General features: G+C 72.3%; 15 protein-coding genes and 4 riboswitches. Of the genes, 10 read left to right on the top strand and 5 right to left on the bottom strand.

Annotated features, from left to right (window positions below):
* Positions 1 to 49 precede the first annotated feature (49 nt).
* The 4 genes from RR49_RS14135 (at position 50) to gcvP (RR49_RS14120) (ending at position 5,885) form a co-directional block, all read left to right on the top strand.
* Positions 50 to 1,228 (top strand): MarP family serine protease, encoded by a 1,179-nt coding sequence (locus RR49_RS14135; RefSeq protein WP_045248710.1) that lies wholly within the window; start codon positions 50 to 52, stop codon positions 1,226 to 1,228.
* Positions 1,229 to 1,273: 45 nt separating this feature from the next.
* Positions 1,274 to 1,370: riboswitch (glycine riboswitch) on the top strand.
* Positions 1,371 to 1,480, top strand: a riboswitch (glycine riboswitch). It abuts the riboswitch before it with no gap.
* A gap of 45 nt (positions 1,481 to 1,525) precedes the next feature.
* Positions 1,526 to 2,650 (top strand): glycine cleavage system aminomethyltransferase GcvT, encoded by a 1,125-nt coding sequence (gene gcvT, locus RR49_RS14130; RefSeq protein ID WP_045248711.1) that lies wholly within the window; start codon positions 1,526 to 1,528, stop codon positions 2,648 to 2,650.
* Positions 2,647 to 3,027: a glycine cleavage system protein GcvH gene (gene gcvH, locus RR49_RS14125; protein ID WP_045248712.1), complete on the top strand. Its 381-nt coding sequence runs from the start codon at positions 2,647 to 2,649 to the stop codon at positions 3,025 to 3,027. Before gcvT (RR49_RS14130) ends, gcvH (RR49_RS14125) begins: the two co-directional genes overlap by 4 nt.
* Positions 3,024 to 5,885, top strand: a complete 2,862-nt coding sequence (gcvP, locus tag RR49_RS14120) for an aminomethyl-transferring glycine dehydrogenase (RefSeq protein WP_045248713.1) — start codon at positions 3,024 to 3,026, stop codon at positions 5,883 to 5,885. Before gcvH (RR49_RS14125) ends, gcvP (RR49_RS14120) begins: the two co-directional genes overlap by 4 nt.
* A gap of 40 nt (positions 5,886 to 5,925) precedes the next feature.
* Here the strand turns inward: gcvP (RR49_RS14120) and gcvP (RR49_RS14115) are convergent, their stop codons facing one another.
* From gcvP (RR49_RS14115) to RR49_RS14100, 4 genes are all read right to left on the bottom strand, one after another.
* The gene (gene gcvP, locus RR49_RS14115; RefSeq protein WP_045248713.1) at positions 5,926 to 8,787 is read right to left on the bottom strand and encodes an aminomethyl-transferring glycine dehydrogenase; all 2,862 of its coding nucleotides are present in this window, start codon (positions 8,785 to 8,787) and stop codon (positions 5,926 to 5,928) included.
* Positions 8,784 to 9,164 carry a glycine cleavage system protein GcvH gene (gcvH, locus tag RR49_RS14110; protein ID WP_045248712.1) on the bottom strand — a complete coding sequence of 127 codons (381 nt, stop codon included), beginning with the start codon at positions 9,162 to 9,164 and terminating at the stop codon, positions 8,784 to 8,786. The genes gcvP (RR49_RS14115) and gcvH (RR49_RS14110) overlap by 4 nt, the downstream gene beginning before the upstream one ends.
* On the bottom strand, positions 9,161 to 10,285 hold the full coding sequence (gcvT, locus tag RR49_RS14105; RefSeq protein WP_045248711.1) for a glycine cleavage system aminomethyltransferase GcvT: 1,125 nt from the start codon (positions 10,283 to 10,285) through the stop codon (positions 9,161 to 9,163). Before gcvT (RR49_RS14105) ends, gcvH (RR49_RS14110) begins: the two co-directional genes overlap by 4 nt.
* 45 nt (positions 10,286 to 10,330) lie before the next feature.
* A riboswitch (glycine riboswitch) is annotated at positions 10,331 to 10,440 on the bottom strand.
* Positions 10,441 to 10,537: riboswitch (glycine riboswitch) on the bottom strand.
* A gap of 45 nt (positions 10,538 to 10,582) precedes the next feature.
* Positions 10,583 to 11,761, bottom strand: coding sequence for a MarP family serine protease (locus RR49_RS14100; RefSeq protein WP_045248710.1), 1,179 nt, complete (start codon positions 11,759 to 11,761; stop codon positions 10,583 to 10,585).
* A gap of 109 nt (positions 11,762 to 11,870) precedes the next feature.
* Here RR49_RS14100 and RR49_RS14095 point away from each other — a divergent pair, with 109 nt between their 5' ends.
* Genes RR49_RS14095 through RR49_RS14070 form a run of 6 tightly spaced genes read left to right on the top strand, consistent with a single transcriptional unit; the run spans position 11,871 to position 18,507 of the window.
* Positions 11,871 to 12,668, top strand: coding sequence for an NUDIX hydrolase (locus tag RR49_RS14095; protein WP_048808843.1), 798 nt, complete (start codon positions 11,871 to 11,873; stop codon positions 12,666 to 12,668).
* The gene (nadA, locus tag RR49_RS14090; RefSeq protein WP_045248709.1) at positions 12,665 to 14,017 is read left to right on the top strand and encodes a quinolinate synthase NadA; all 1,353 of its coding nucleotides are present in this window, start codon (positions 12,665 to 12,667) and stop codon (positions 14,015 to 14,017) included. The genes RR49_RS14095 and nadA overlap by 4 nt, the downstream gene beginning before the upstream one ends.
* Positions 14,014 to 15,570, top strand: coding sequence for an L-aspartate oxidase (gene nadB, locus RR49_RS14085; protein WP_048808842.1), 1,557 nt, complete (start codon positions 14,014 to 14,016; stop codon positions 15,568 to 15,570). The genes nadA and nadB overlap by 4 nt, the downstream gene beginning before the upstream one ends.
* Positions 15,564 to 16,424: a carboxylating nicotinate-nucleotide diphosphorylase gene (gene nadC, locus RR49_RS14080; RefSeq protein ID WP_045248708.1), complete on the top strand. Its 861-nt coding sequence runs from the start codon at positions 15,564 to 15,566 to the stop codon at positions 16,422 to 16,424. Before nadB ends, nadC begins: the two co-directional genes overlap by 7 nt.
* Positions 16,421 to 17,566 carry a cysteine desulfurase family protein gene (locus RR49_RS14075; RefSeq protein ID WP_045248707.1) on the top strand — a complete coding sequence of 382 codons (1,146 nt, stop codon included), beginning with the start codon at positions 16,421 to 16,423 and terminating at the stop codon, positions 17,564 to 17,566. Before nadC ends, RR49_RS14075 begins: the two co-directional genes overlap by 4 nt.
* Positions 17,563 to 18,507 carry a glycosyltransferase family 2 protein gene (locus RR49_RS14070; protein WP_045248706.1) on the top strand — a complete coding sequence of 315 codons (945 nt, stop codon included), beginning with the start codon at positions 17,563 to 17,565 and terminating at the stop codon, positions 18,505 to 18,507. Before RR49_RS14075 ends, RR49_RS14070 begins: the two co-directional genes overlap by 4 nt.
* Before the next feature lie 3 nt (positions 18,508 to 18,510).
* On the opposite strand, the gene RR49_RS14065 is transcribed toward RR49_RS14070, so the two are convergent.
* Positions 18,511 to 20,451, bottom strand: coding sequence for an ABC transporter ATP-binding protein (locus tag RR49_RS14065; protein ID WP_048808841.1), 1,941 nt, complete (start codon positions 20,449 to 20,451; stop codon positions 18,511 to 18,513).
* Between the last annotated feature and the right edge of the window lie 7 nt (positions 20,452 to 20,458).

Below are 20,458 nucleotides of genomic sequence, written 5' to 3'. Positions count from 1 at the left end.
CGGATCCGTCGTACCGTGAGACATCCAGGCGGGGGAGGAGGAGGCATCCATGTCGCTCGTCGTCGATGTGATCGCGGTGCTCCTGCTCATCGGCGCGCTCGCCGGTGGCATCGCCCGGGGTCTTCTCGCGAGCGCCGGTGCACTGCTCGGCGTCGTGGCGGCGGGCGCCGCCGCGTGGTGGCTGCTGCCGCTGCTGTCGGGCGTTGTGCCGTGGTCCCAGTGGCGCGGACTCATCGTGCTCGCGGCGGGCATCGCGCTCCTGTTCGCGGGCGGCACGCTCGGCGGCGCCATCGGCATGCGCCTGCGGCGCGGCGTCGACCGCCTGCGCCTCGGCATCGTCGATCGCGTCCTGGGAGGCGCGCTGAGCGTCGTCGTCGCCGCCCTCGCGATCTCGCTCGTGGGGCAGAGCGTGGTGGTGACGGGCACGCCCGTGCTCGCCCCTGCCGTCGCGTCGTCGACGGTGCTGCGCACGATCGACGATCTCACCCCGAGCCCGCTGTCGCAGGCCCTCGCGCAGCTGCGCCAGGGGGTGCTCAGCGACGGGCTGCCGCAGTTCGGGGCGCTGCTCGACGGAGCCGCCACCGCACCCGCCGCCGCCCCGATCGACCTCGCCGACCCGGCACTCAACGCCGCCGCGCAGTCGGTCGCCCGTATCTCGGGCACGGCCTATGCGTGCAGCGAGACCTCCACGGGATCCGGCTTCGTGATCGCTCCGGACCGTGTCGTCACCAACGCGCATGTCGTCGCCGGAGTCACGAACCCCATCGTGGAGCTCCCGGGTCGCGCCGCCGTCGAGGGTCGCATCGTGTACGACGATCCGCACAACGACATCGCGGTCATCGCGACCGACGGGCTGGATGCCGCAGCCATCCCGCTCGGCGCGACACTCACCGCCGGCGCCGCCGCCGTCGTGCAGGGTTATCCCTATGGCGGCCCGTTCACGTCGGGGAACGCCTCGGTCACGAGCGTGGGAGAGGCGCGGGTGCCCGACATCTACGGGAGCGGATCGGACGTGCGCGACATCTACGCCCTGGACGCCGTGGTGCGGCCCGGCAACTCCGGCGGGCCGCTCCTCGACGCGTCGGGACGGGCTGTGGGCATCGTCTTCGCCCGCAGCGACAGCGACCCCAACGTCGGCTACGCGATGACCACCGCCGAGCTGACCTCGGTGGTCGCCCAGGCGGAGAGCATGCAGCAGACCGTGTCGTCGGGCGCCTGCATCCGCTGAGCGCACCGGTGCCGCTAAGCTGGCCGCACAAGTCAACAAGGCCCCGTGACCGTAGCGGGAGAGCTCCGTCGCAGCCGGCGACGGGCACCGAAGGAGCAAGCCTCCCCGCCAATCTCTCAGGTAGCCGTACCGCCCCGGTCGGGCCGCTCTGGAAAGCGACGCATACGCGTCCGCCGACGGTGAAAGCCGCGGCATCCGACTCTGTGACGGATGCCGCGAGCAAGCTCTCAGGCCGATGACAGAGGGGGAGTTCGAGACCGTCGATTGACGGTCGCCCGCCCCTGCACGGGAGAACTCATGACCGACCCCACCTCCACATCCCGCACGACGGCGCTGCACGCCCGTCACGACGCCCTCGGTGCCTCGTTCACCGACTTCGGCGGCTGGCTCATGCCGGTGCGCTACTCGTCCGATCTCGCCGAGCACCGCGCGGTGCGCGAGGCGGCGGGCCTGTTCGACATCTCGCACATGGCCGAGTTCGACGTCGTCGGCGCGGATGCCGGCGCCTACCTCGACGCCGCGCTCGCCGGCCGCCTGTCTGCCCTCGCGATCGGCAAGGCGAAGTACTCGCTGCTGCTCGCCCCGTCGGGCGGCGTCATCGACGACCTGATCGTCTATCGACTCGCCGACGAGCGGTTCCTCGTGATCGCGAACGCGGGCAACCGCGGGCCCGTCGCCGCGGCGCTCGCCGAGCGGGTGGGGGAGTTCGCGGCATCCGTCGCCGACGTCAGTGACGACTATGCCCTGCTGGCGGTGCAGGGCCCGCGCGCCGTCGAGGTGCTCGCCGCCCTCGACGAGTTGACGGATGTCGCGCCCCCGGTCGCCGACCTGAAGTACTACGCGTGGTCGCGGGCGCGCGCCTTCGACGCCGACGTGCTGGTGCTGCGCACCGGGTACACGGGTGAAGACGGCTTCGAGCTCCTCGCCCCCGTCGGCATCGCGGCGCGGCTCTGGGACGCCCTCCTTGTCGCGGGCGAGCCGGTCGGGCTCGTGCCCGCCGGGCTCGCCGCCCGCGACACGCTGCGCCTCGAGGCCGGCATGCCGCTCTACGGCCACGAGCTGACGCTCGACACCCTGCCCGCGCAGGCCGGTCTCGGCCGCGTGCCCGTGCTCGACAAGCCCGACTTCGTCGGAAAGGCCGCGCTCGAGGCCGCCGACCTCACCGATCGCCCGGTGCTCGTCGGGCTGGTCGCCGAGGGCAGGCGCGCCGGCCGCGCCGGCTACGAGGTGCGCACGCCCGACGGCGACGCGGTCGGAGAGATCACCTCCGGCGCGCTCAGCCCCACGCTCGGACACCCGATCGCACTCGCCTACGTCTCGCCCGCGCACGCCGCCCCCGGCACGGCTCTCGCGATCGACGTGCGCGGCACTCTCATCCCCGCCACCGTGACCACCCCGCCCTTCTATCGGAGGAACGCATGACCGACCGCGACGCACTCAAGTACACCGCCGAGCACGAATGGGTGCTCATCGAAGGGGATGTCGCCACCTTCGGCATCACGGACTACGCCGCCGAGAAGCTCGGCGACGTGGTGTTCGTCGAGCTCCCCGCCATCGATGGCACGGTGACCGCCGGCCAGGTGTGCGGCGAGATCGAGTCGACGAAGTCGGTCGGCGAGCTCTACGCGCCCGTGTCCGGCCGCGTCATCGAGGTGAACGGCGACGTCGACAGCGACCCGGCGCTCGTGAACGCCGACGCCTTCGCGGCGTGGCTCGTGCGGGTCGAGCTCGATGGTGAGGCGATCGAGGGGCTCCTCGATCGCGCCGCCTACGACGAGCTGACCGGCGGCGCTGCGTGAGCGACGCCTTCCGCTCCCGCCACATCGGCACGGCCGGCGACAGCGCACGCCTCGCGCAGGCGCTCGGCTACGCCGACGCCGATGCCGTCGTGCGAGCCGCGGTGCCCGTCGCCATCCTCACCCCTCGCGAGACGCTGGCGGCCCTGCCGTCCGCGGCGACCGAGCAGGAGACGCTCGCGGAGTTGCGCGGGCTCGCTGCGCGCAATCGGGTGCTGCGACCCATGATCGGGCTCGGCTATTACGACACGAACACGCCGTCGGTCATCGCGCGCAACGTGTTCGAGAACCCGTCCTGGTACACGGCCTACACGCCATACCAGCCCGAGATCTCCCAGGGTCGCCTCGAGGCGCTCATCAACTTCCAGACGATGGTCGCCGACCTCACCGGGCTCGACACGGCCAACGCGTCGATGCTCGACGAGTCCACGGCCGTCGTCGAGGGCATGCTGCTCGCGCGCCGGGCCTCGAAGTCCCGCTCGACGGTGTTCCTCGTCGACGCCGACGCACTGCCGCAGACCAAGTCGCTGCTGGCGCACCGTGCCGCCGCGGTCGGCATCGACCTGCACGAGACGAGCTTCGACCAGTCGCCGCCGCCCGCCGACATCGACGTGTTCGGCGCGTTCATCCAATACCCCGGGGCATCCGGCCGCGTGTGGGACCCCACCGAGGCCATCGCCGCCGTGCAGGCCGCGGGCGGAAAGGTCGTCGTCGCGGCGGACCTCCTCGCCCTCACCCTGCTGCGCTCGCCGGGATCTCTCGGCGCCGACGTCGCGGTCGGCACGACCCAGCGCTTCGGCGTGCCGCTCGGCTTCGGCGGACCCCACGCCGGCTACATGGCGGTGCGGGCGGGTCTCGAGCGCCAGCTTCCGGGTCGCCTGGTGGGTGTGTCGCAGGATGCCGCGGGCCACCCCGCCTACCGGCTGTCGCTGCAGACGCGGGAACAGCACATCCGGCGGGAGAAGGCGACGTCGAACATCTGCACCGCGCAGGTGCTGCTGGCGGTCATGGCCTCGATGTACGCCGTGTATCACGGCCCCGACGGCCTGCGGGAGATCGCCCGGGCGGTCGCCGCCCGCGCCTCCTCACTCGCGGACGCGCTCACGTCGACCGGCGCCGAGCTCGTGCACGACGCGTTCTTCGACACGGTGCGCGTGCGCGTGCCGGGCCGCGCGGCGGCGATCGTGGCGGACGCGCACGGCCGCGGCATCCAGCTGCTTCTCGTCGACGACGACACCGTGGGCGTCTCGGTCGATGAGACCACCACCGCAGCCGACCTCGACGCGGTCGTGCAGGCGTTCGGGGGAGCGGCGGGCGCGGCGCGCGCCGGCGCGCTGGGAGTTTCCGCGCACCTGCCGGCATCGCTGTCGCGCATCGACGAGTTCCTCACGCACGAGGTGTTCCACGCGCACCGTTCCGAGACGCAGATGATGCGGTACCTCAAGAGCCTCGCCGATCGCGACTACGCGCTCGACCGCGGCATGATCCCGCTCGGCTCGTGCACGATGAAGCTCAACGCGGCCACCGAGATGGCGGCGGTCTCGTGGCCCGAGTTCGCGAAGATCCACCCGTTCGCGCCCGCCGAGGACGTCGAGGGCTACCTCGAGCTGGTCACGCAGCTCGAGGGCTGGCTCGCCGAGCTCACCGGCTACGACGCCGTCTCGCTGCAGCCGAACGCCGGCTCGCAGGGCGAGCTCGCCGGGCTCCTCGCGATCCGCGGCTACCACCTGTCTCGCGGCGACCTCTCGCGCACCGTGTGTCTCATCCCGTCGTCCGCACACGGCACGAATGCGGCATCCGCGGTGCTCGCCGGCATGAGCGTGGTCGTGGTCGCGTGCGACGACGCGGGCAACGTCGACCTCGACGACCTGCGCGCGAAGATCGCGCTGCACGCCGATGCGCTCTCCGCGCTGATGATCACCTACCCGTCGACCCACGGTGTGTATGAGCACGACGTGCTCGCGATCACCCAGGCGGTTCACGACGCGGGCGGTCAGGTCTACATCGACGGTGCCAACCTCAACGCGCTGCTCGGATTCGCGCGGTTCGGCGACCTCGGCGGCGACGTGTCCCACCTGAACCTGCACAAGACGTTCGCGATCCCGCACGGCGGGGGCGGCCCCGGAGTCGGGCCCGTCGCCGCCAAGGCGCACCTCGCACCGTTCCTGCCGTCGCACGACCAGGCGCAGCGCCACGAGCACGCCGGCGGGTTCACCTTCGACGGCGGAGCGATCTCCGCGGCGCCCTACGGTTCCGCCTCGATCCTGCCCATCTCGTGGGCATACGTGCGGATGCTGGGGCCCGAGGGCCTGCGCGACGCCACCTCGCACGCCGTGCTCGCCGCCAACTACGTCGCTCAGCGCCTGCGGGCGCACTATCCGGTGCTGTACACGGGCGCGAACGGGCTCGTGGCGCACGAGTGCATCCTCGACCTGCGGCCGTTGCGAGACGAGACCGGCGTGACCGTCGACGACGTCGCGAAGCGGCTGATCGACTACGGCTTCCACGCGCCGACCATGTCGTTCCCCGTCGCGGGCACGCTCATGGTCGAGCCGACCGAGTCGGAGGATGTCGCCGAGCTCGACCGCTTCATCGAGGCGATGATCTCCATCAAGGCGGAGGCGATCGCCGTGGGCGCGGGCGAATGGCCCGCCGACGACAATCCGCTCGTGAACGCGCCCCACACGGCGCAGGCGGTCATCGCGGGGGAGTGGGAGCATCCCTACTCGCGGGAGTTGGCGGTCTACCCCGTGGCATCCCTCGTGCGCGGCAAGTACTGGCCGCCGGTGCGCCGCATCGACAACGCCTTCGGCGACCGCAACCTGGTGTGCGCCTGCCCGCCCGTGGAGGCGTTCGCCTGACCGCTGCGTCGGCGCGGCCGCGGCCGCGCCGACGCAGCGGTCAGGCGAACGCCTCCACGGGCGGGCAGGCGCACACCAGGTTGCGGTCGCCGAAGGCGTTGTCGATGCGGCGCACCGGCGGCCAGTACTTGCCGCGCACGAGGGATGCCACGGGGTAGACCGCCAACTCCCGCGAGTAGGGATGCTCCCACTCCCCCGCGATGACCGCCTGCGCCGTGTGGGGCGCGTTCACGAGCGGATTGTCGTCGGCGGGCCATTCGCCCGCGCCCACGGCGATCGCCTCCGCCTTGATGGAGATCATCGCCTCGATGAAGCGGTCGAGCTCGGCGACATCCTCCGACTCGGTCGGCTCGACCATGAGCGTGCCCGCGACGGGGAACGACATGGTCGGCGCGTGGAAGCCGTAGTCGATCAGCCGCTTCGCGACGTCGTCGACGGTCACGCCGGTCTCGTCTCGCAACGGCCGCAGGTCGAGGATGCACTCGTGCGCCACGAGCCCGTTCGCGCCCGTGTACAGCACCGGATAGTGCGCCCGCAGGCGCTGAGCGACGTAGTTGGCGGCGAGCACGGCGTGCGAGGTGGCGTCGCGCAGGCCCTCGGGCCCCAGCATCCGCACGTATGCCCACGAGATGGGCAGGATCGAGGCGGAACCGTAGGGCGCCGCGGAGATCGCTCCGCCGTCGAAGGTGAACCCGCCGGCGTGCTCGTGGCGCTGCGCCTGGTCGTGCGACGGCAGGAACGGTGCGAGGTGCGCCTTGGCGGCGACGGGCCCGACTCCGGGGCCGCCCCCGCCGTGCGGGATCGCGAACGTCTTGTGCAGGTTCAGGTGGGACACGTCGCCGCCGAGGTCGCCGAACCGCGCGAATCCGAGCAGCGCGTTGAGGTTGGCACCGTCGATGTAGACCTGACCGCCCGCGTCGTGAACCGCCTGGGTGATCGCGAGCACGTCGTGCTCATACACACCGTGGGTCGACGGGTAGGTGATCATCAGCGCGGAGAGCGCATCGGCGTGCAGCGCGATCTTCGCGCGCAGGTCGTCGAGGTCGACGTTGCCCGCGTCGTCGCACGCGACCACGACCACGCTCATGCCGGCGAGCACCGCGGATGCCGCATTCGTGCCGTGTGCGGACGACGGGATGAGACACACGGTGCGCGAGAGGTCGCCGCGAGACAGGTGGTAGCCGCGGATCGCGAGGAGCCCGGCGAGCTCGCCCTGCGAGCCGGCGTTCGGCTGCAGCGAGACGGCGTCGTAGCCGGTGAGCTCGGCGAGCCAGCCCTCGAGCTGCGTGACCAGCTCGAGGTAGCCCTCGACGTCCTCGGCGGGCGCGAACGGGTGGATCTTCGCGAACTCGGGCCACGAGACCGCCGCCATCTCGGTGGCCGCGTTGAGCTTCATCGTGCACGAGCCGAGCGGGATCATGCCGCGGTCGAGCGCGTAGTCGCGATCGGCGAGGCTCTTGAGGTACCGCATCATCTGCGTCTCGGAACGGTGCGCGTGGAACACCTCGTGCGTGAGGAACTCGTCGATGCGCGACAGCGATGCCGGCAGGTGCGCGGAAACTCCCAGCGCGCCGGCGCGCGCCGCGCCCGCCGCTCCCCCGAACGCCTGCACGACCGCGTCGAGGTCGGCTGCGGTGGTGGTCTCATCGACCGAGACGCCCACGGTGTCGTCGTCGACGAGAAGCAGCTGGATGCCGCGGCCGTGCGCGTCCGCCACGATCGCCGCCGCGCGGCCCGGCACGCGCACGCGCACCGTGTCGAAGAACGCGTCGTGCACGAGCTCGGCGCCGGTCGACGTGAGCGCGTCCGCGAGTGAGGAGGCGCGGGCGGCGACCGCCCGGGCGATCTCCCGCAGGCCGTCGGGGCCGTGATACACGGCGTACATCGAGGCCATGACCGCCAGCAGCACCTGCGCGGTGCAGATGTTCGACGTCGCCTTCTCCCGCCGGATGTGCTGTTCCCGCGTCTGCAGCGACAGCCGGTAGGCGGGGTGGCCCGCGGCATCCTGCGACACACCCACCAGGCGACCCGGAAGCTGGCGCTCGAGACCCGCCCGCACCGCCATGTAGCCGGCGTGGGGTCCGCCGAAGCCGAGCGGCACGCCGAAGCGCTGGGTCGTGCCGACCGCGACGTCGGCGCCGAGAGATCCCGGCGAGCGCAGCAGGGTGAGGGCGAGGAGGTCCGCCGCGACGACGACCTTTCCGCCCGCGGCCTGCACGGCGGCGATGGCCTCGGTGGGGTCCCACACGCGGCCGGATGCCCCGGGGTATTGGATGAACGCGCCGAACACGTCGATGTCGGCGGGCGGCGGCGACTGGTCGAAGCTCGTCTCGTGCAGGTCGATGCCGACCGCGGCGGCACGGTGCGCCAGCAGCGACTTGGTCTGCGGCAGTGCGTCGGCGTCGACGAGGAACACCGTCGAGCGGGACTTCGAGGCCCGGCGCGCGAGCAGCATGCCCTCGACGACGGCCGTGGACTCGTCGAGCATCGACGCGTTGGCCGTGTCGAGCCCGGTGAGGTCGGCGACCATCGTCTGGAAGTTGATGAGCGCCTCGAGGCGACCCTGGGAGATCTCGGGCTGGTATGGCGTGTAGGCCGTGTACCAGGACGGGTTCTCGAACACGTTGCGCGCGATGACCGACGGCGTGTTCGTGTCGTAATAGCCGAGCCCGATCATGGGTCGCAGCACCCGATTGCGCGCAGCGAGCCCGCGCAACTCCGCGAGCGTCTCCTGCTCGGTCGCCGCGGACGGCAGGGCCGCCAGCGTCTCGCGAGGGGTGAGGATGGCGACGGGCACCGCGGCTCGCACGACGGCATCGGCGTCGGCGTAGCCGAGCGCCTGCGCGAGGCGTGCGCTGTCGCCGGCCGTGCCGATGTGGCGGGAGCGGAAGGCGTCGCTCACGCAGCGCCGCCGGTCAGCTCGTCGTAGGCGGCGCGATCGAGGAGCCCCTCGATCGCCTCACCATCGAGCTCGACCCGCACGAGCCACGCCGCGAAGGCGTCGGCGTTCACGAGCGCCGGGTCGCTGTCGACGTCGCCGTTCACCTCGATGACGCGGCCGGACACGGGCGCGTAGAGCTCGCCGACCGACTTCGTCGACTCGATCTCGCCGCACACCTGGCCGGCGGTCACCGTGCCATCGATGGCGGGGAGCTCGACGAACACCACGTCGCCGAGCTTCTCGGCGGCGTAGTCCGTGATGCCGAAGGTGGCGACATCCCCTTCGATGAGCACCCATTCGTGCTCGGCGGTGTACTTGAGTGCGTCGCGGTCGGTCATGCGTTCCTCCGATAGAAGGGCGGGGTGGTCACGGTGGCGGGGATGAGAGTGCCGCGCACGTCGATCGCGAGAGCCGTGCCGGGGGCGGCGTGCGCGGGCGAGACGTAGGCGAGTGCGATCGGGTGTCCGAGCGTGGGGCTGAGCGCGCCGGAGGTGATCTCTCCGACCGCGTCGCCGTCGGGCGTGCGCACCTCGTAGCCGGCGCGGCCGGCGCGCCTGCCCTCGGCGACCAGCCCGACGAGCACCGGGCGATCGGTGAGGTCGGCGGCCTCGAGCGCGGCCTTTCCGACGAAGTCGGGCTTGTCGAGCACGGGCACGCGGCCGAGACCGGCCTGCGCGGGCAGGGTGTCGAGCGTCAGCTCGTGGCCGTAGAGCGGCATGCCGGCCTCGAGGCGCAGCGTGTCGCGGGCGGCGAGCCCGGCGGGCACGAGCCCGACCGGCTCGCCCGCGACAAGGAGGGCGTCCCAGAGCCGCGCCGCGATGCCGACGGGGGCGAGGAGCTCGAAGCCGTCTTCACCCGTGTACCCGGTGCGCAGCACCAGCACGTCGGCGTCGAAGGCGCGCGCCCGCGACCACGCGTAGTACTTCAGGTCGGCGACCGGGGGCGCGACATCCGTCAACTCGTCGAGGGCGGCGAGCACCTCGACGGCGCGCGGGCCCTGCACCGCCAGCAGGGCATAGTCGTCACTGACGTCGGCGACGGATGCCGCGAACTCCCCCACCCGCTCGGCGAGCGCCGCGGCGACGGGCCCGCGGTTGCCCGCGTTCGCGATCACGAGGAACCGCTCGTCGGCGAGTCGATAGACGATCAGGTCGTCGATGACGCCGCCCGACGGGGCGAGCAGCAGCGAGTACTTCGCCTTGCCGATCGCGAGGGCAGACAGGCGGCCGGCGAGCGCGGCGTCGAGGTAGGCGCCGGCATCCGCGCCGACGACGTCGAACTCGGCCATGTGCGAGATGTCGAACAGGCCCGCCGCCTCGCGCACCGCGCGGTGCTCGGCGAGATCGGACGAGTAGCGCACCGGCATGAGCCAGCCGCCGAAGTCGGTGAACGAGGCACCGAGGGCGTCGTGACGGGCGTGCAGCGCCGTCGTGCGGGATGTGGAGGTGGGGTCGGTCATGAGTTCTCCCGTGCAGGGGCGGGCGACCGTCAATCGACGGTCTCGAACTCCCCCTCTGTCATCGGCCTGAGAGCTTGCTCGCGGCATCCGTCACAGAGTCGGATGCCGCGGCTTTCACCGTCGGCGGACGCGTATGCGTCGCTTTCCAGAGCGGCCCGACCGGGGCGGTACGGCTACCTGAGAGATTGGCGGGGAGGCTTGCTCCTTCGGTGCCCGTCGCCGGCTGCGACGGAGCTCTCCCGCTACGGTCACGGGGCCTTGTTGACTTGTGCGGCCAGCTTAGCGGCACCGGTGCGCTCAGCGGATGCAGGCGCCCGACGACACGGTCTGCTGCATGCTCTCCGCCTGGGCGACCACCGAGGTCAGCTCGGCGGTGGTCATCGCGTAGCCGACGTTGGGGTCGCTGTCGCTGCGGGCGAAGACGATGCCCACAGCCCGTCCCGACGCGTCGAGGAGCGGCCCGCCGGAGTTGCCGGGCCGCACCACGGCGTCCAGGGCGTAGATGTCGCGCACGTCCGATCCGCTCCCGTAGATGTCGGGCACCCGCGCCTCTCCCACGCTCGTGACCGAGGCGTTCCCCGACGTGAACGGGCCGCCATAGGGATAACCCTGCACGACGGCGGCGGCGCCGGCGGTGAGTGTCGCGCCGAGCGGGATGGCTGCGGCATCCAGCCCGTCGGTCGCGATGACCGCGATGTCGTTGTGCGGATCGTCGTACACGATGCGACCCTCGACGGCGGCGCGACCCGGGAGCTCCACGATGGGGTTCGTGACTCCGGCGACGACATGCGCGTTGGTGACGACACGGTCCGGAGCGATCACGAAGCCGGATCCCGTGGAGGTCTCGCTGCACGCATAGGCCGTGCCCGAGATACGGGCGACCGACTGCGCGGCGGCGTTGAGTGCCGGGTCGGCGAGGTCGATCGGGGCGGCGGCGGGTGCGGTGGCGGCTCCGTCGAGCAGCGCCCCGAACTGCGGCAGCCCGTCGCTGAGCACCCCCTGGCGCAGCTGCGCGAGGGCCTGCGACAGCGGGCTCGGGGTGAGATCGTCGATCGTGCGCAGCACCGTCGACGACGCGACGGCAGGGGCGAGCACGGGCGTGCCCGTCACCACCACGCTCTGCCCCACGAGCGAGATCGCGAGGGCGGCGACGACGACGCTCAGCGCGCCTCCCAGGACGCGATCGACGATGCCGAGGCGCAGGCGGTCGACGCCGCGCCGCAGGCGCATGCCGATGGCGCCGCCGAGCGTGCCGCCCGCGAACAGGAGCGCGATGCCCGCCGCGAGCACGATGAGTCCGCGCCACTGGGACCACGGCACAACGCCCGACAGCAGCGGCAGCAGCCACCACGCGGCGGCGCCCGCCGCCACGACGCCGAGCAGTGCACCGGCGCTCGCGAGAAGACCCCGGGCGATGCCACCGGCGAGCGCGCCGATGAGCAGGAGCACCGCGATCACATCGACGACGAGCGACATGGATGCCTCCTCCTCCCCCGCCTGGATGTCTCACGGTACGACGGATCCGCTGGGAATCGTCCCGGTTTGCCTTCGAGTCATCGAGACTCTAAGATCGCTTCTGGTCATCATGACACTAACCATCCGTTCCGAGAGCGCCGCGTCGGCACCGTCCCCGTCGGACCCGACGCGCGTCGCCGTGTCGACCGTGATCTTCACCCTGCGGCGGCCCGACGGGTGCGACCTGCCCGTGCTCTCCCTGCCGCTCGTGCGCCGCACCCGTGACCCGTACGGCGACTTCTGGGCCCTCCCCGGCGGATGGCTCGACGCCGACGAGGAGCTGGAGGATGCGGCATCCCGCACCCTCGGCGAGACGACCGGCCTCGCCGCGAGCTACCTCGAGCAGCTCTACGCCTTCGGCGCCATCGACCGCTCCCCCTCGCGGGTCATCTCGATCGTCTACTGGGCGCTGCTGCGCTCCGACGACGTCGACGCTCAGCTGGCCGCGCACCTCGCCGCCGGCGACGCCCCCGAGAACGTCGAGTGGTTCGACGCCGCCCACCTGCCGACCCTCGCCTTCGACCACAACGCGATCGTCGACTACGCCCTGTGGCGCCTGCGCAACAAGGTGGGCTACAGCCGCATCGCCCACGGCTTCCTGCCCGGATCGTTCACGCTCGCTGAGCTGCGCGAGGTGTACGAGGCGATCCTCGAGCGCCGCCTGGACCCTGCCAACTTCCGCCGCCAGGTGGAGGGCTCCGGAACCCTCATCCCCACCGACGACTTCCGCACGGGCAGCCATCGACCGGCGCGCCTGTACCGGTACAACCACGACGTCGAGCTCTCCGATCGCGGGCCGCTCGGCACCGCCCCGCCCGCTTCTCGCGAACAGTCAGCCACACCGCACACCCCGAAGGAGGCGCGATGAGCGCCGTCAACATCGCCCTGCGCCCGCGCGACGAGATCGATCCGTCGGTCGACCACGTCATCCAGTCGCTCGTCTCCGGCGGATCCGCCGACGCGACCTGCACGACCGACCTCGCGGCCGGCCCGTGGACGTTCGACGTGAGCGAGGGCTACGGGCCCGGTGCCTCGATGGGTGACGTCATCCCCACCGGGTCACCCCGCCAGGGCTCGCTGCCGCAGGAGTACCGCGACGCCGACCCGGCCGATCTGGATGACCGCATCCGTGCGGCGAAGCAGATGCTCGGCGACCGCGTCGTCGTACTCGGCCACTTCTACCAGCGCGAGGAGGTCGTGCGGCACGCCGACTACGTCGGCGACTCGTTCCAGCTCGCGACCGCCGCGAAAGCCCACCCCGACGCCGAGGCGATCGTGTTCTGCGGCGTGCACTTCATGGCCGAGACCGCCGACCTCCTCTCCGGAGCGGACCAGGCCGTCATCCTCCCGAACCTCGCCGCCGGCTGCTCGATGGCCGACATGGCCGACATCGATCAGGTCGAGGAGTGCTGGGAGCAGTTGGCTGAGATCTACGGCGACATGGATGCCGCGGACGCCGACGGGCTCGTGCCGGTCATCCCGGTCACCTATATGAACTCGTCCGCCGCGATCAAGGGATTCGTCGGCCGCCACGGCGGCATCGTCTGCACGTCGTCGAACGCGCGCACGGTGCTCGAGTGGGCGTTCGAGCGCGGACGCCGCGTGCTGTTCTTCCCCGACCAGCACCTCGGCCGCAACACGGCCAAGGCCATGGGTGTGCCCCTCGCGCAGATGCCGATGTGGAATCCGAACCGTCCCCTCGGCGGCTCGAACGCCGACGAGCTCGCGGATGCCCGCGTCATCCTCTGGCACGGGTTCTGCTCGGTGCACCGTCGCTTCTCGGTCGCCCAGATCGACAAGGCGCGTGCCGAGCACCCCGGCGTGCGCGTGATCGTGCATCCCGAGTGCCCGATGGACGTCGTCGATGCGGCCGACGAGGCCGGATCGACCGACTACATCCGCAAGGCGATCGAGGCGGCGACCGAGCCCACGACGTTCGCGATCGGCACCGAGGTCAACCTCGTGCAGCGCCTCGCCGCCCAGCACCCGCAGCACGAGATCTTCTGCCTCGACCCGGTCGTGTGCCCGTGCTCGACGATGTACCGCATCCACCCCGGCTACCTCGCCTGGACACTCGAGTCCCTGGTCGCGGGAGAGGTCGTCAACCGCATCACGGTGCCGGGCGACGTCGCCGACCCCGCCCGCATCGCGCTCGAGCGCATGCTCGCGGCGAAGCCGCCGGCAGGACGCGTCGAGACGCCGGGGAGCGCGCGGTGAGCCGCAGCATCCACGCCGTCGTCGTCGGCAGCGGCATCGCGGGTCTCACCGTCGCGCGCGACGCCGCCCGCGTGGGGGTGCGGGTCACCCTCGTCACGAAGGACGAGCTGGCCCACGCGAACACCCGATACGCCCAGGGCGGCATCGCGGGCGTCATGTTCGACGACGACAGCGTCGAGGACCACATCGCCGACACCCTCACCGCCGGCGCGGGCCTCGGCGACCCCGCGGCCGTGCGTGTGCTGGCGACCGAGGGGCCGGCGCGCATCCGCGAGCTGATCGGGCTCGGCGTCGCCTTCGACCGGGATGCCGCCGGGTCGCTGCGCAAGGGACTCGAAGCCGCGCACTCCTACCCCCGCGTGCTGCACGCGGGGGGAGACGCGACGGGTGCCGAGATCGAGCGGGCGCTGGTCGCGGCCGTGCGGGCGTCGGGTGTGGAGATCGTCGAGCACGCGTTCCTCGTGGACCTCGTCGTCGCGCACGGGCGTGTGAGCGGCGTCGAGCTGCAGCAGGGCGATGCCCGCCGCACGATTCACGCCGATGCCGTGGTGCTCGCGACCGGCGGCGCCGGCCAGCTCTTCGCGCACACCACCAACCCCGTGGTCGCCACGGCCGACGGCATCGCCGCCGCTCTGCGCGCGGGGGCCGCTGTCGCCGATCTCGAGTTCGTGCAGTTCCACCCGACCGTGCTCGCCACCGGTGACGCGTTCCTCGTGTCGGAGGCCGTGCGCGGCGAGGGCGCGACCCTCATCGACCAGGACGGCCGGCGCTTCGCGTTCGATGCGCACCCCGACGGCGAGCTGGCCCCGCGCGACGTCGTCGCCCGGGCGATCGCCGCCCGCATGGCGGCGCAGGGAGGCGCGCCGGTCGCGCTCGACGCGACCCGGCTGCACGCACCCGGCACGGCCGCCTTCCTCGCCGGACGGTTCCCCACGATCGATGCCGCCGTGCGCGAGCGCGGCCTCGACTGGGCGCGGGAACCCATCCCGGTGACGCCCGCGGCGCACTACCTCATGGGCGGCGTCGTGACCGACCTCGACGGCCGCACCACCCTGCCCGGCCTCTACGCCGTCGGCGAGACGGCCCGCACCGGGGTGCACGGCGCGAACCGACTGGCCTCGAACTCGCTGCTCGAGGGCGCCGTCTTCGGCGCGCGCGCCGCGGCGGCTCTGACCACAGACGCGGATGCCGCGTGGCCCGCGCCGGCACTCCCGGCGGCGCCCGCACCGCTCGAGACCGCCGCGCCCGCCGCCGACGCCCCACCGTTCACGCGCGCCGCGCTGCAGGAGCTGCTGTGGCAGCACGCCGGTCTCGTGCGCGACGACCGCGGGCTCGCGCGAGCGGCATCCGTGCTCGCCGCGTGGTCGCTGCCGCACGCCGCCGCATCGTCGGTCGCCGGATGCGAGGACGAGAACCTGCTGCAGGTCGCCGTCGCGCTCGTCGCGGCTGCGCGTGCGCGCACTGTCTCGGTCGGGGCGCACTTCCGCGCCGACGCGGACCCGGCCGCAGCGGCGGACGCCGCGGCATCCGTCACCGAGGTCGTCGCATGCTGACCGCCCGCACCATCGACCGCATCGTCACGCTTGCGCTCGACGAGGACGCCCCGTGGGGCGACCTCACCAGCGAGACGCTGATCCCCGCCGACGCGGTCGCGACAGCCGACCTCGTCGCGCGCGAGGACGGCGTCTTCGCCGGAGGCGAGGTGTTCGCGGCCGCCTTCCGGCTGACCGACCCGGCCATCGAGGTGGGTCTGCACGTCGCCGACGGCGGCCGGTTCATCGCCGGACGCCGGCTCGCGACGGTGACCGGGCCGGCGCGGGGCGTGCTCACCGCCGAGCGCATCGGGCTCAACTTCGCGCAGCGCATGTCGGGCATTGCCACCCTCACCGCACGCTACGTCGACGCGATCGCGGGCACCGGTGCGCGCATCGTCGACACCCGCAAGACGACCCCGCTGCTGCGTGCGTTCGAGCGCCACGCGGTGGCCGCCGGCGGCGGGCACAACCACCGGTTCTCGCTGTCCGACGCGGTCATGGCCAAGGACAACCATCTGGGCGTGCTGACCGCGACCGGGGCCGATCTCACCGACGCGCTCCGCGAGGCGATCGCGAGGCTCCCCCACACCGCGCACGTCGAGGTCGAGGTCGACCGCGTCGACCAGATCGAGGCCGTCGTCGCGGCGGGGATCGGCACGATCATGCTCGACAACTTCACCGTCGACCAGCTGCGCGAGGGTGTCGCCACCGTCGCCGGACGGGCGCGGATCGAGGCGTCCGGCGGGGTGAGCCTCGACACCGTGCGGCAGATCGCTGAGACCGGTGTCGACGTCATCTCGGTCGGCGCGCTCACCCACTCGGCGCGCGCGCTCGACCTCGGGCTCGACCTGCGCATCGACCTCGGGCGATGAGCGGGCTCTACCTCGACAACGCCGCGACCACGCCCGTGCGCCGCGAGGTGCTCGAGGCCATGGCACCGTTCCTCACGAGCGTGTTCGGCAACCCGTCGAGCCACCACGAGCTCGGCGATGCGGCGGCCCGCGCGCTCGACGACGCGCGGCGCCGGGTCGCCGCGGTGCTCGGCATGCGCGCGGGCGACATCACGTTCACCTCGGGCGGCACCGAGGGCAACAACCTCGCCCTCAAGGGCATCGCGATCGCCGCGGCATCCGCGCGCGGCGCGCGCCACGTGATCACGACTCCCATCGAGCACGAGTCGATCCTCGAGTCGGCGCGCTACCTGCGCCGGGTGCACGGGTTCGACGTCGACCTGGTGCCGGTCGACGAGACAGGACGCGTCGACCCAGCGGAGCTCACCGCCCTGCTGCGCGACGACACCGCGGTCGTCAGCATCGGGTACGCGAACAACGAGATCGGCACCGTGCAGGATGCCGGGGCCCTCGCCGCAGCGACCCGCACGGCGGGCGTACCCCTGCACCTCGACGCCGTGCAGGCCGCGGGGTGGCTGCCTCTCGCCGGCACGGGCGCCGACGCGCTCGTCATCGCCGGGCACAAGCTCGGTGCGCCGAAGGGAACCGGGGTGGCGGCGATCCGCGGGCGCGTTCCCGTCGAGCCGCTGCTGCACGGCGGCGGGCAGGAGCGCGGGCGGCGCAGCGGCACCGAGAACGTCGCGGGCGCCGTGGCGATCGCAACCGCCCTCGAGCTCGCCGAGGCCGAGCGCGAGGCCTCTGCCGCGCGCGTCGCCGCGCTGCGCGACGAGTTCGTCGCCGCCGCCCTCGTGCGGCTGCCGCAGGCGCGCCTCACCGGCGACCCCGTGCATCGACTGCCCGGCACCGCGAGCTTCACCTTCGCCGGCACGAGCGGCGAGGCAGTGCTGCTCGAGCTCGAACGCCGCGGCGTCGTCACCTCGAGCGGCTCGGCATGCGCCGCGGGCAGCGACGAGCCCTCGCACGTGCTGCTCGCCCTCGGGGTCGACCCGGTCGTCGCGCAGACCTCCGTGCGGTTCACGTTCGACCATCACGGTCACATCGACCCCCAATATCTCGCGAACGCGCTCACCTCCGCCGTGGCCGCCGTAGGATCGGCCGGGTGAGTTCCCCGGCGGTGACCGTCATCGTTCCCGGTTTCGACGTCGCCGCCTACGCCGATGAGGCGCTGGCCTCGCTGCGTGCGCAGACCCGAGACGACTGGCGTGCGGTGCTCGTCGACGACGGCTCGAGCGATGCGACCGGGGCGATCTACGCGGCGGCCGCGGCATCCGACCATCGCTTCGAGGTGATCACGCACCACCGTCAGCGCGGCCTCGCCGCCGCGCGCAACACCGGTCTCGACGCCGTCACGACGCCGTACGTCGCCTTCCTCGACTCCGACGACCGCTACACCCCCGCAGCCCTCGAGACGATGCTCGGCACGCTCGAGGAATCCGGCAGCGATCTCGCGATCGGCGCCTACGTGCGCCTGCGCCCGCAACCCGGCGGCGGGTATGCGAGCGGACCCGTGCAGCCCTGGGTGAGCGCCGCGACCGCGCCCGCCCGCCGCGGCGTGACGCTCGCGGAGCACCCCGAGGCATCCGGCAACATCGTGGCCTGGTCGAAAGTGTCCCGCGCCGACTTCTGGCAACGCACCGGGCTGCGCTTTCCTGAGGGACGCCTCTACGAGGACCAGCAGGTCGCGCAGCGCATGTACACGCTCGCCCGCGCATTCGACACGGTTCCCGACGTGATCGTGGAGTGGCGCGAGCGGGCCGACGGAACCTCCATCACCCAGCACGAGAGCACGCTCGGGGTGCTGCGGGACTGCCTCGACGCGATGGCCGCGGGGCTGGCCGTGCTCGACGACGCGGGTCAGCACGCCGCCGCCGACGCCCGCGTGCGACTGATGCTCACGATGGATGTGCCGCGTCTCGCGCGCATCGCCGAGACGCATCCGGATGCCGCCTACCGCCGCGCCCTCGGAGAGTTCACCCGTGCGCTCACCGCGCGCAGCAGCGAGCGCGAGGACGGCCGCGAGGCATCCGTCGCCGCGACCTGGTGACGCTCAGACGGGCCTGTCCGCGTCGAGGTCGGTGACCGCCGCGAGCTGCTGGGCGGCGAGCGCCGCGTAGAGCCCACCGGCCGCGAGCAGCGACTCGTGCGTGCCCGACTCCACGATGCGACCGCGCTCGACCACGTGGATGACGTCGGAGGCGATGACCGTCGACAGCCGGTGCGCGACGGTGATGGTCGTGCGCCCGCGCGCCGCGGTGTCGAGGGCCTCCTGCACGATGCGCTCGGACACCGTGTCGAGTGCCGAGGTGGCCTCGTCGAGCAGCAGCACCGGCGGATCCTTCAGCAGCACGCGCGCGATCGCGATGCGCTGCTTCTCACCGCCCGACAGCCGGTACCCGCGTTCGCCCACGACGGTGTCGTAGCCGTGCTCGAAGCCCTCGATGACGTGATGGATGTTGGCCGCGCGGCAGGCCGCCTCGAGCTCGGCGTCGGTCGCCTCCGGCTTCGCGTAGCGAAGGTTGTCACGGATGGTCGCGTGGAAGAGGTACGTCTCCTGCGACACGATGCCGATGTCGTCGATGATCGCGGCGTGCCGCAGGTCGCGCACGTCGGCGCCCGCGAACCGCACCGTGCCACCCGTGGCCTCGTAGAGCCGCGGCGTGAGGTAGAGGATCGTGGTCTTGCCGGCCCCCGACGGCCCGACGAATGCGACGTGCTGGCCGGGCTCGACGGTGAACGAGACGTCGTCGAGCGTCGGGCGCGCTTCGCTCGACGAGTCGGGGTAGCGGAACGACACCCCCTCGAAGCGCACCTCGCCGCGCGGGCCCGGCGCCTCCGCGACGCCGATCGCCCCCGGCCGGTCGCGGATCGCGGGCGTGAGGTCGAGGTACTCGAAGATGCGCGCGAACACCGCGCCCGAGGTCTGCAGGTCGAGGGTCACGCGCATGAGGCCCATGAGCGGCTGCAGCAGCCGGGCCTGCACGGTGGCGAACGCGACGATGGTGCCCGCCGTGATCGTGTCGGCCCCGCCGCCGATCAGAAGGCCCGCGACCAGGTAGATGACGGCCGGCACGCTCGCCATGATGACGCCGACGAGCGAGAAGAAGCCCTGTCCGCTCATCGCCTGTCGCACCTGCAGGCGCACCTGGTTGGCGTTCTCCTCGCGGAAGCGCCCCAGCTCGTCGCCCTGACGGTTGAACGACTTCGAGAGCAGGATGCCGCTCACACTCAGGCTCTCCTGCGTGATGGCGGTCAGCTCCGAGAGCGACTCCTGCGTCTGGCCGGCGATGCGCGCGCGCACCTGGCCGACCCGCCGCTGCACGACGGCCAGCACCGGCATCAGGACGACCGCGATCACCGTCAGGCGCGGGTCGATCAGCACCATCGCGACGATGGAGGCGACCACCGTCACCGTATTGCCGAGCACGCTCGTCACGGTGTTGGTGAGCACCGACGACACGGCGCCGACGTCGTTCTGCAGACGCGACTGGATGACGCCCGTCTTGGTGCGGGTGAAGAAGGCCAACTCCATGGCCTGCAGGTGGTCGAACATGCGCACGCGCAGGTCGCCGGTGACGGCGTTTCCGACGGTGGCGGTGAGCCACGTCTGCCAGAAGTTCAGCGCCGCCGAGAGCAGGAAGAGCGCGACAGTGATCGAGACGAGCTCGACGAGCAACGGGATGCGGGGTCCGCCTCCGGAGGTCGGGAACAGGGCGTCGTCGAAGATGCGCTGCACGATCAGCGGCGGGATGACCGCGACGGCCGCACCGAGCAGCACGGCGACGATCGTGAGTGCCAGGCGCGCGCGATACGGCCGGAACAGCTCGGCGACCCGGCGCCCGAGGTGGGCGATCTTCGGCGCCGACGCGTTGGCCCTGCGCTGCGCGTCCTGGTCGACCCCGCGGAAGCCCGCCGGCCGCGGGCCCATGCCGGTGGCCATCCCCATGCCCATGCCGCCGCCACCGCCTCCGTGGCCCATACCCATCGCCATCAGCGGG

It is taken from the genome of Microbacterium ginsengisoli, assembly GCF_000956535.1.
GTDB classification, from domain to species: Bacteria; Actinomycetota; Actinomycetes; order Actinomycetales; family Microbacteriaceae; genus Microbacterium; species Microbacterium ginsengisoli.
Note: the sequence above shows the minus strand (reverse complement) of the source record. Positions and strands in the feature narration are given on the sequence as shown.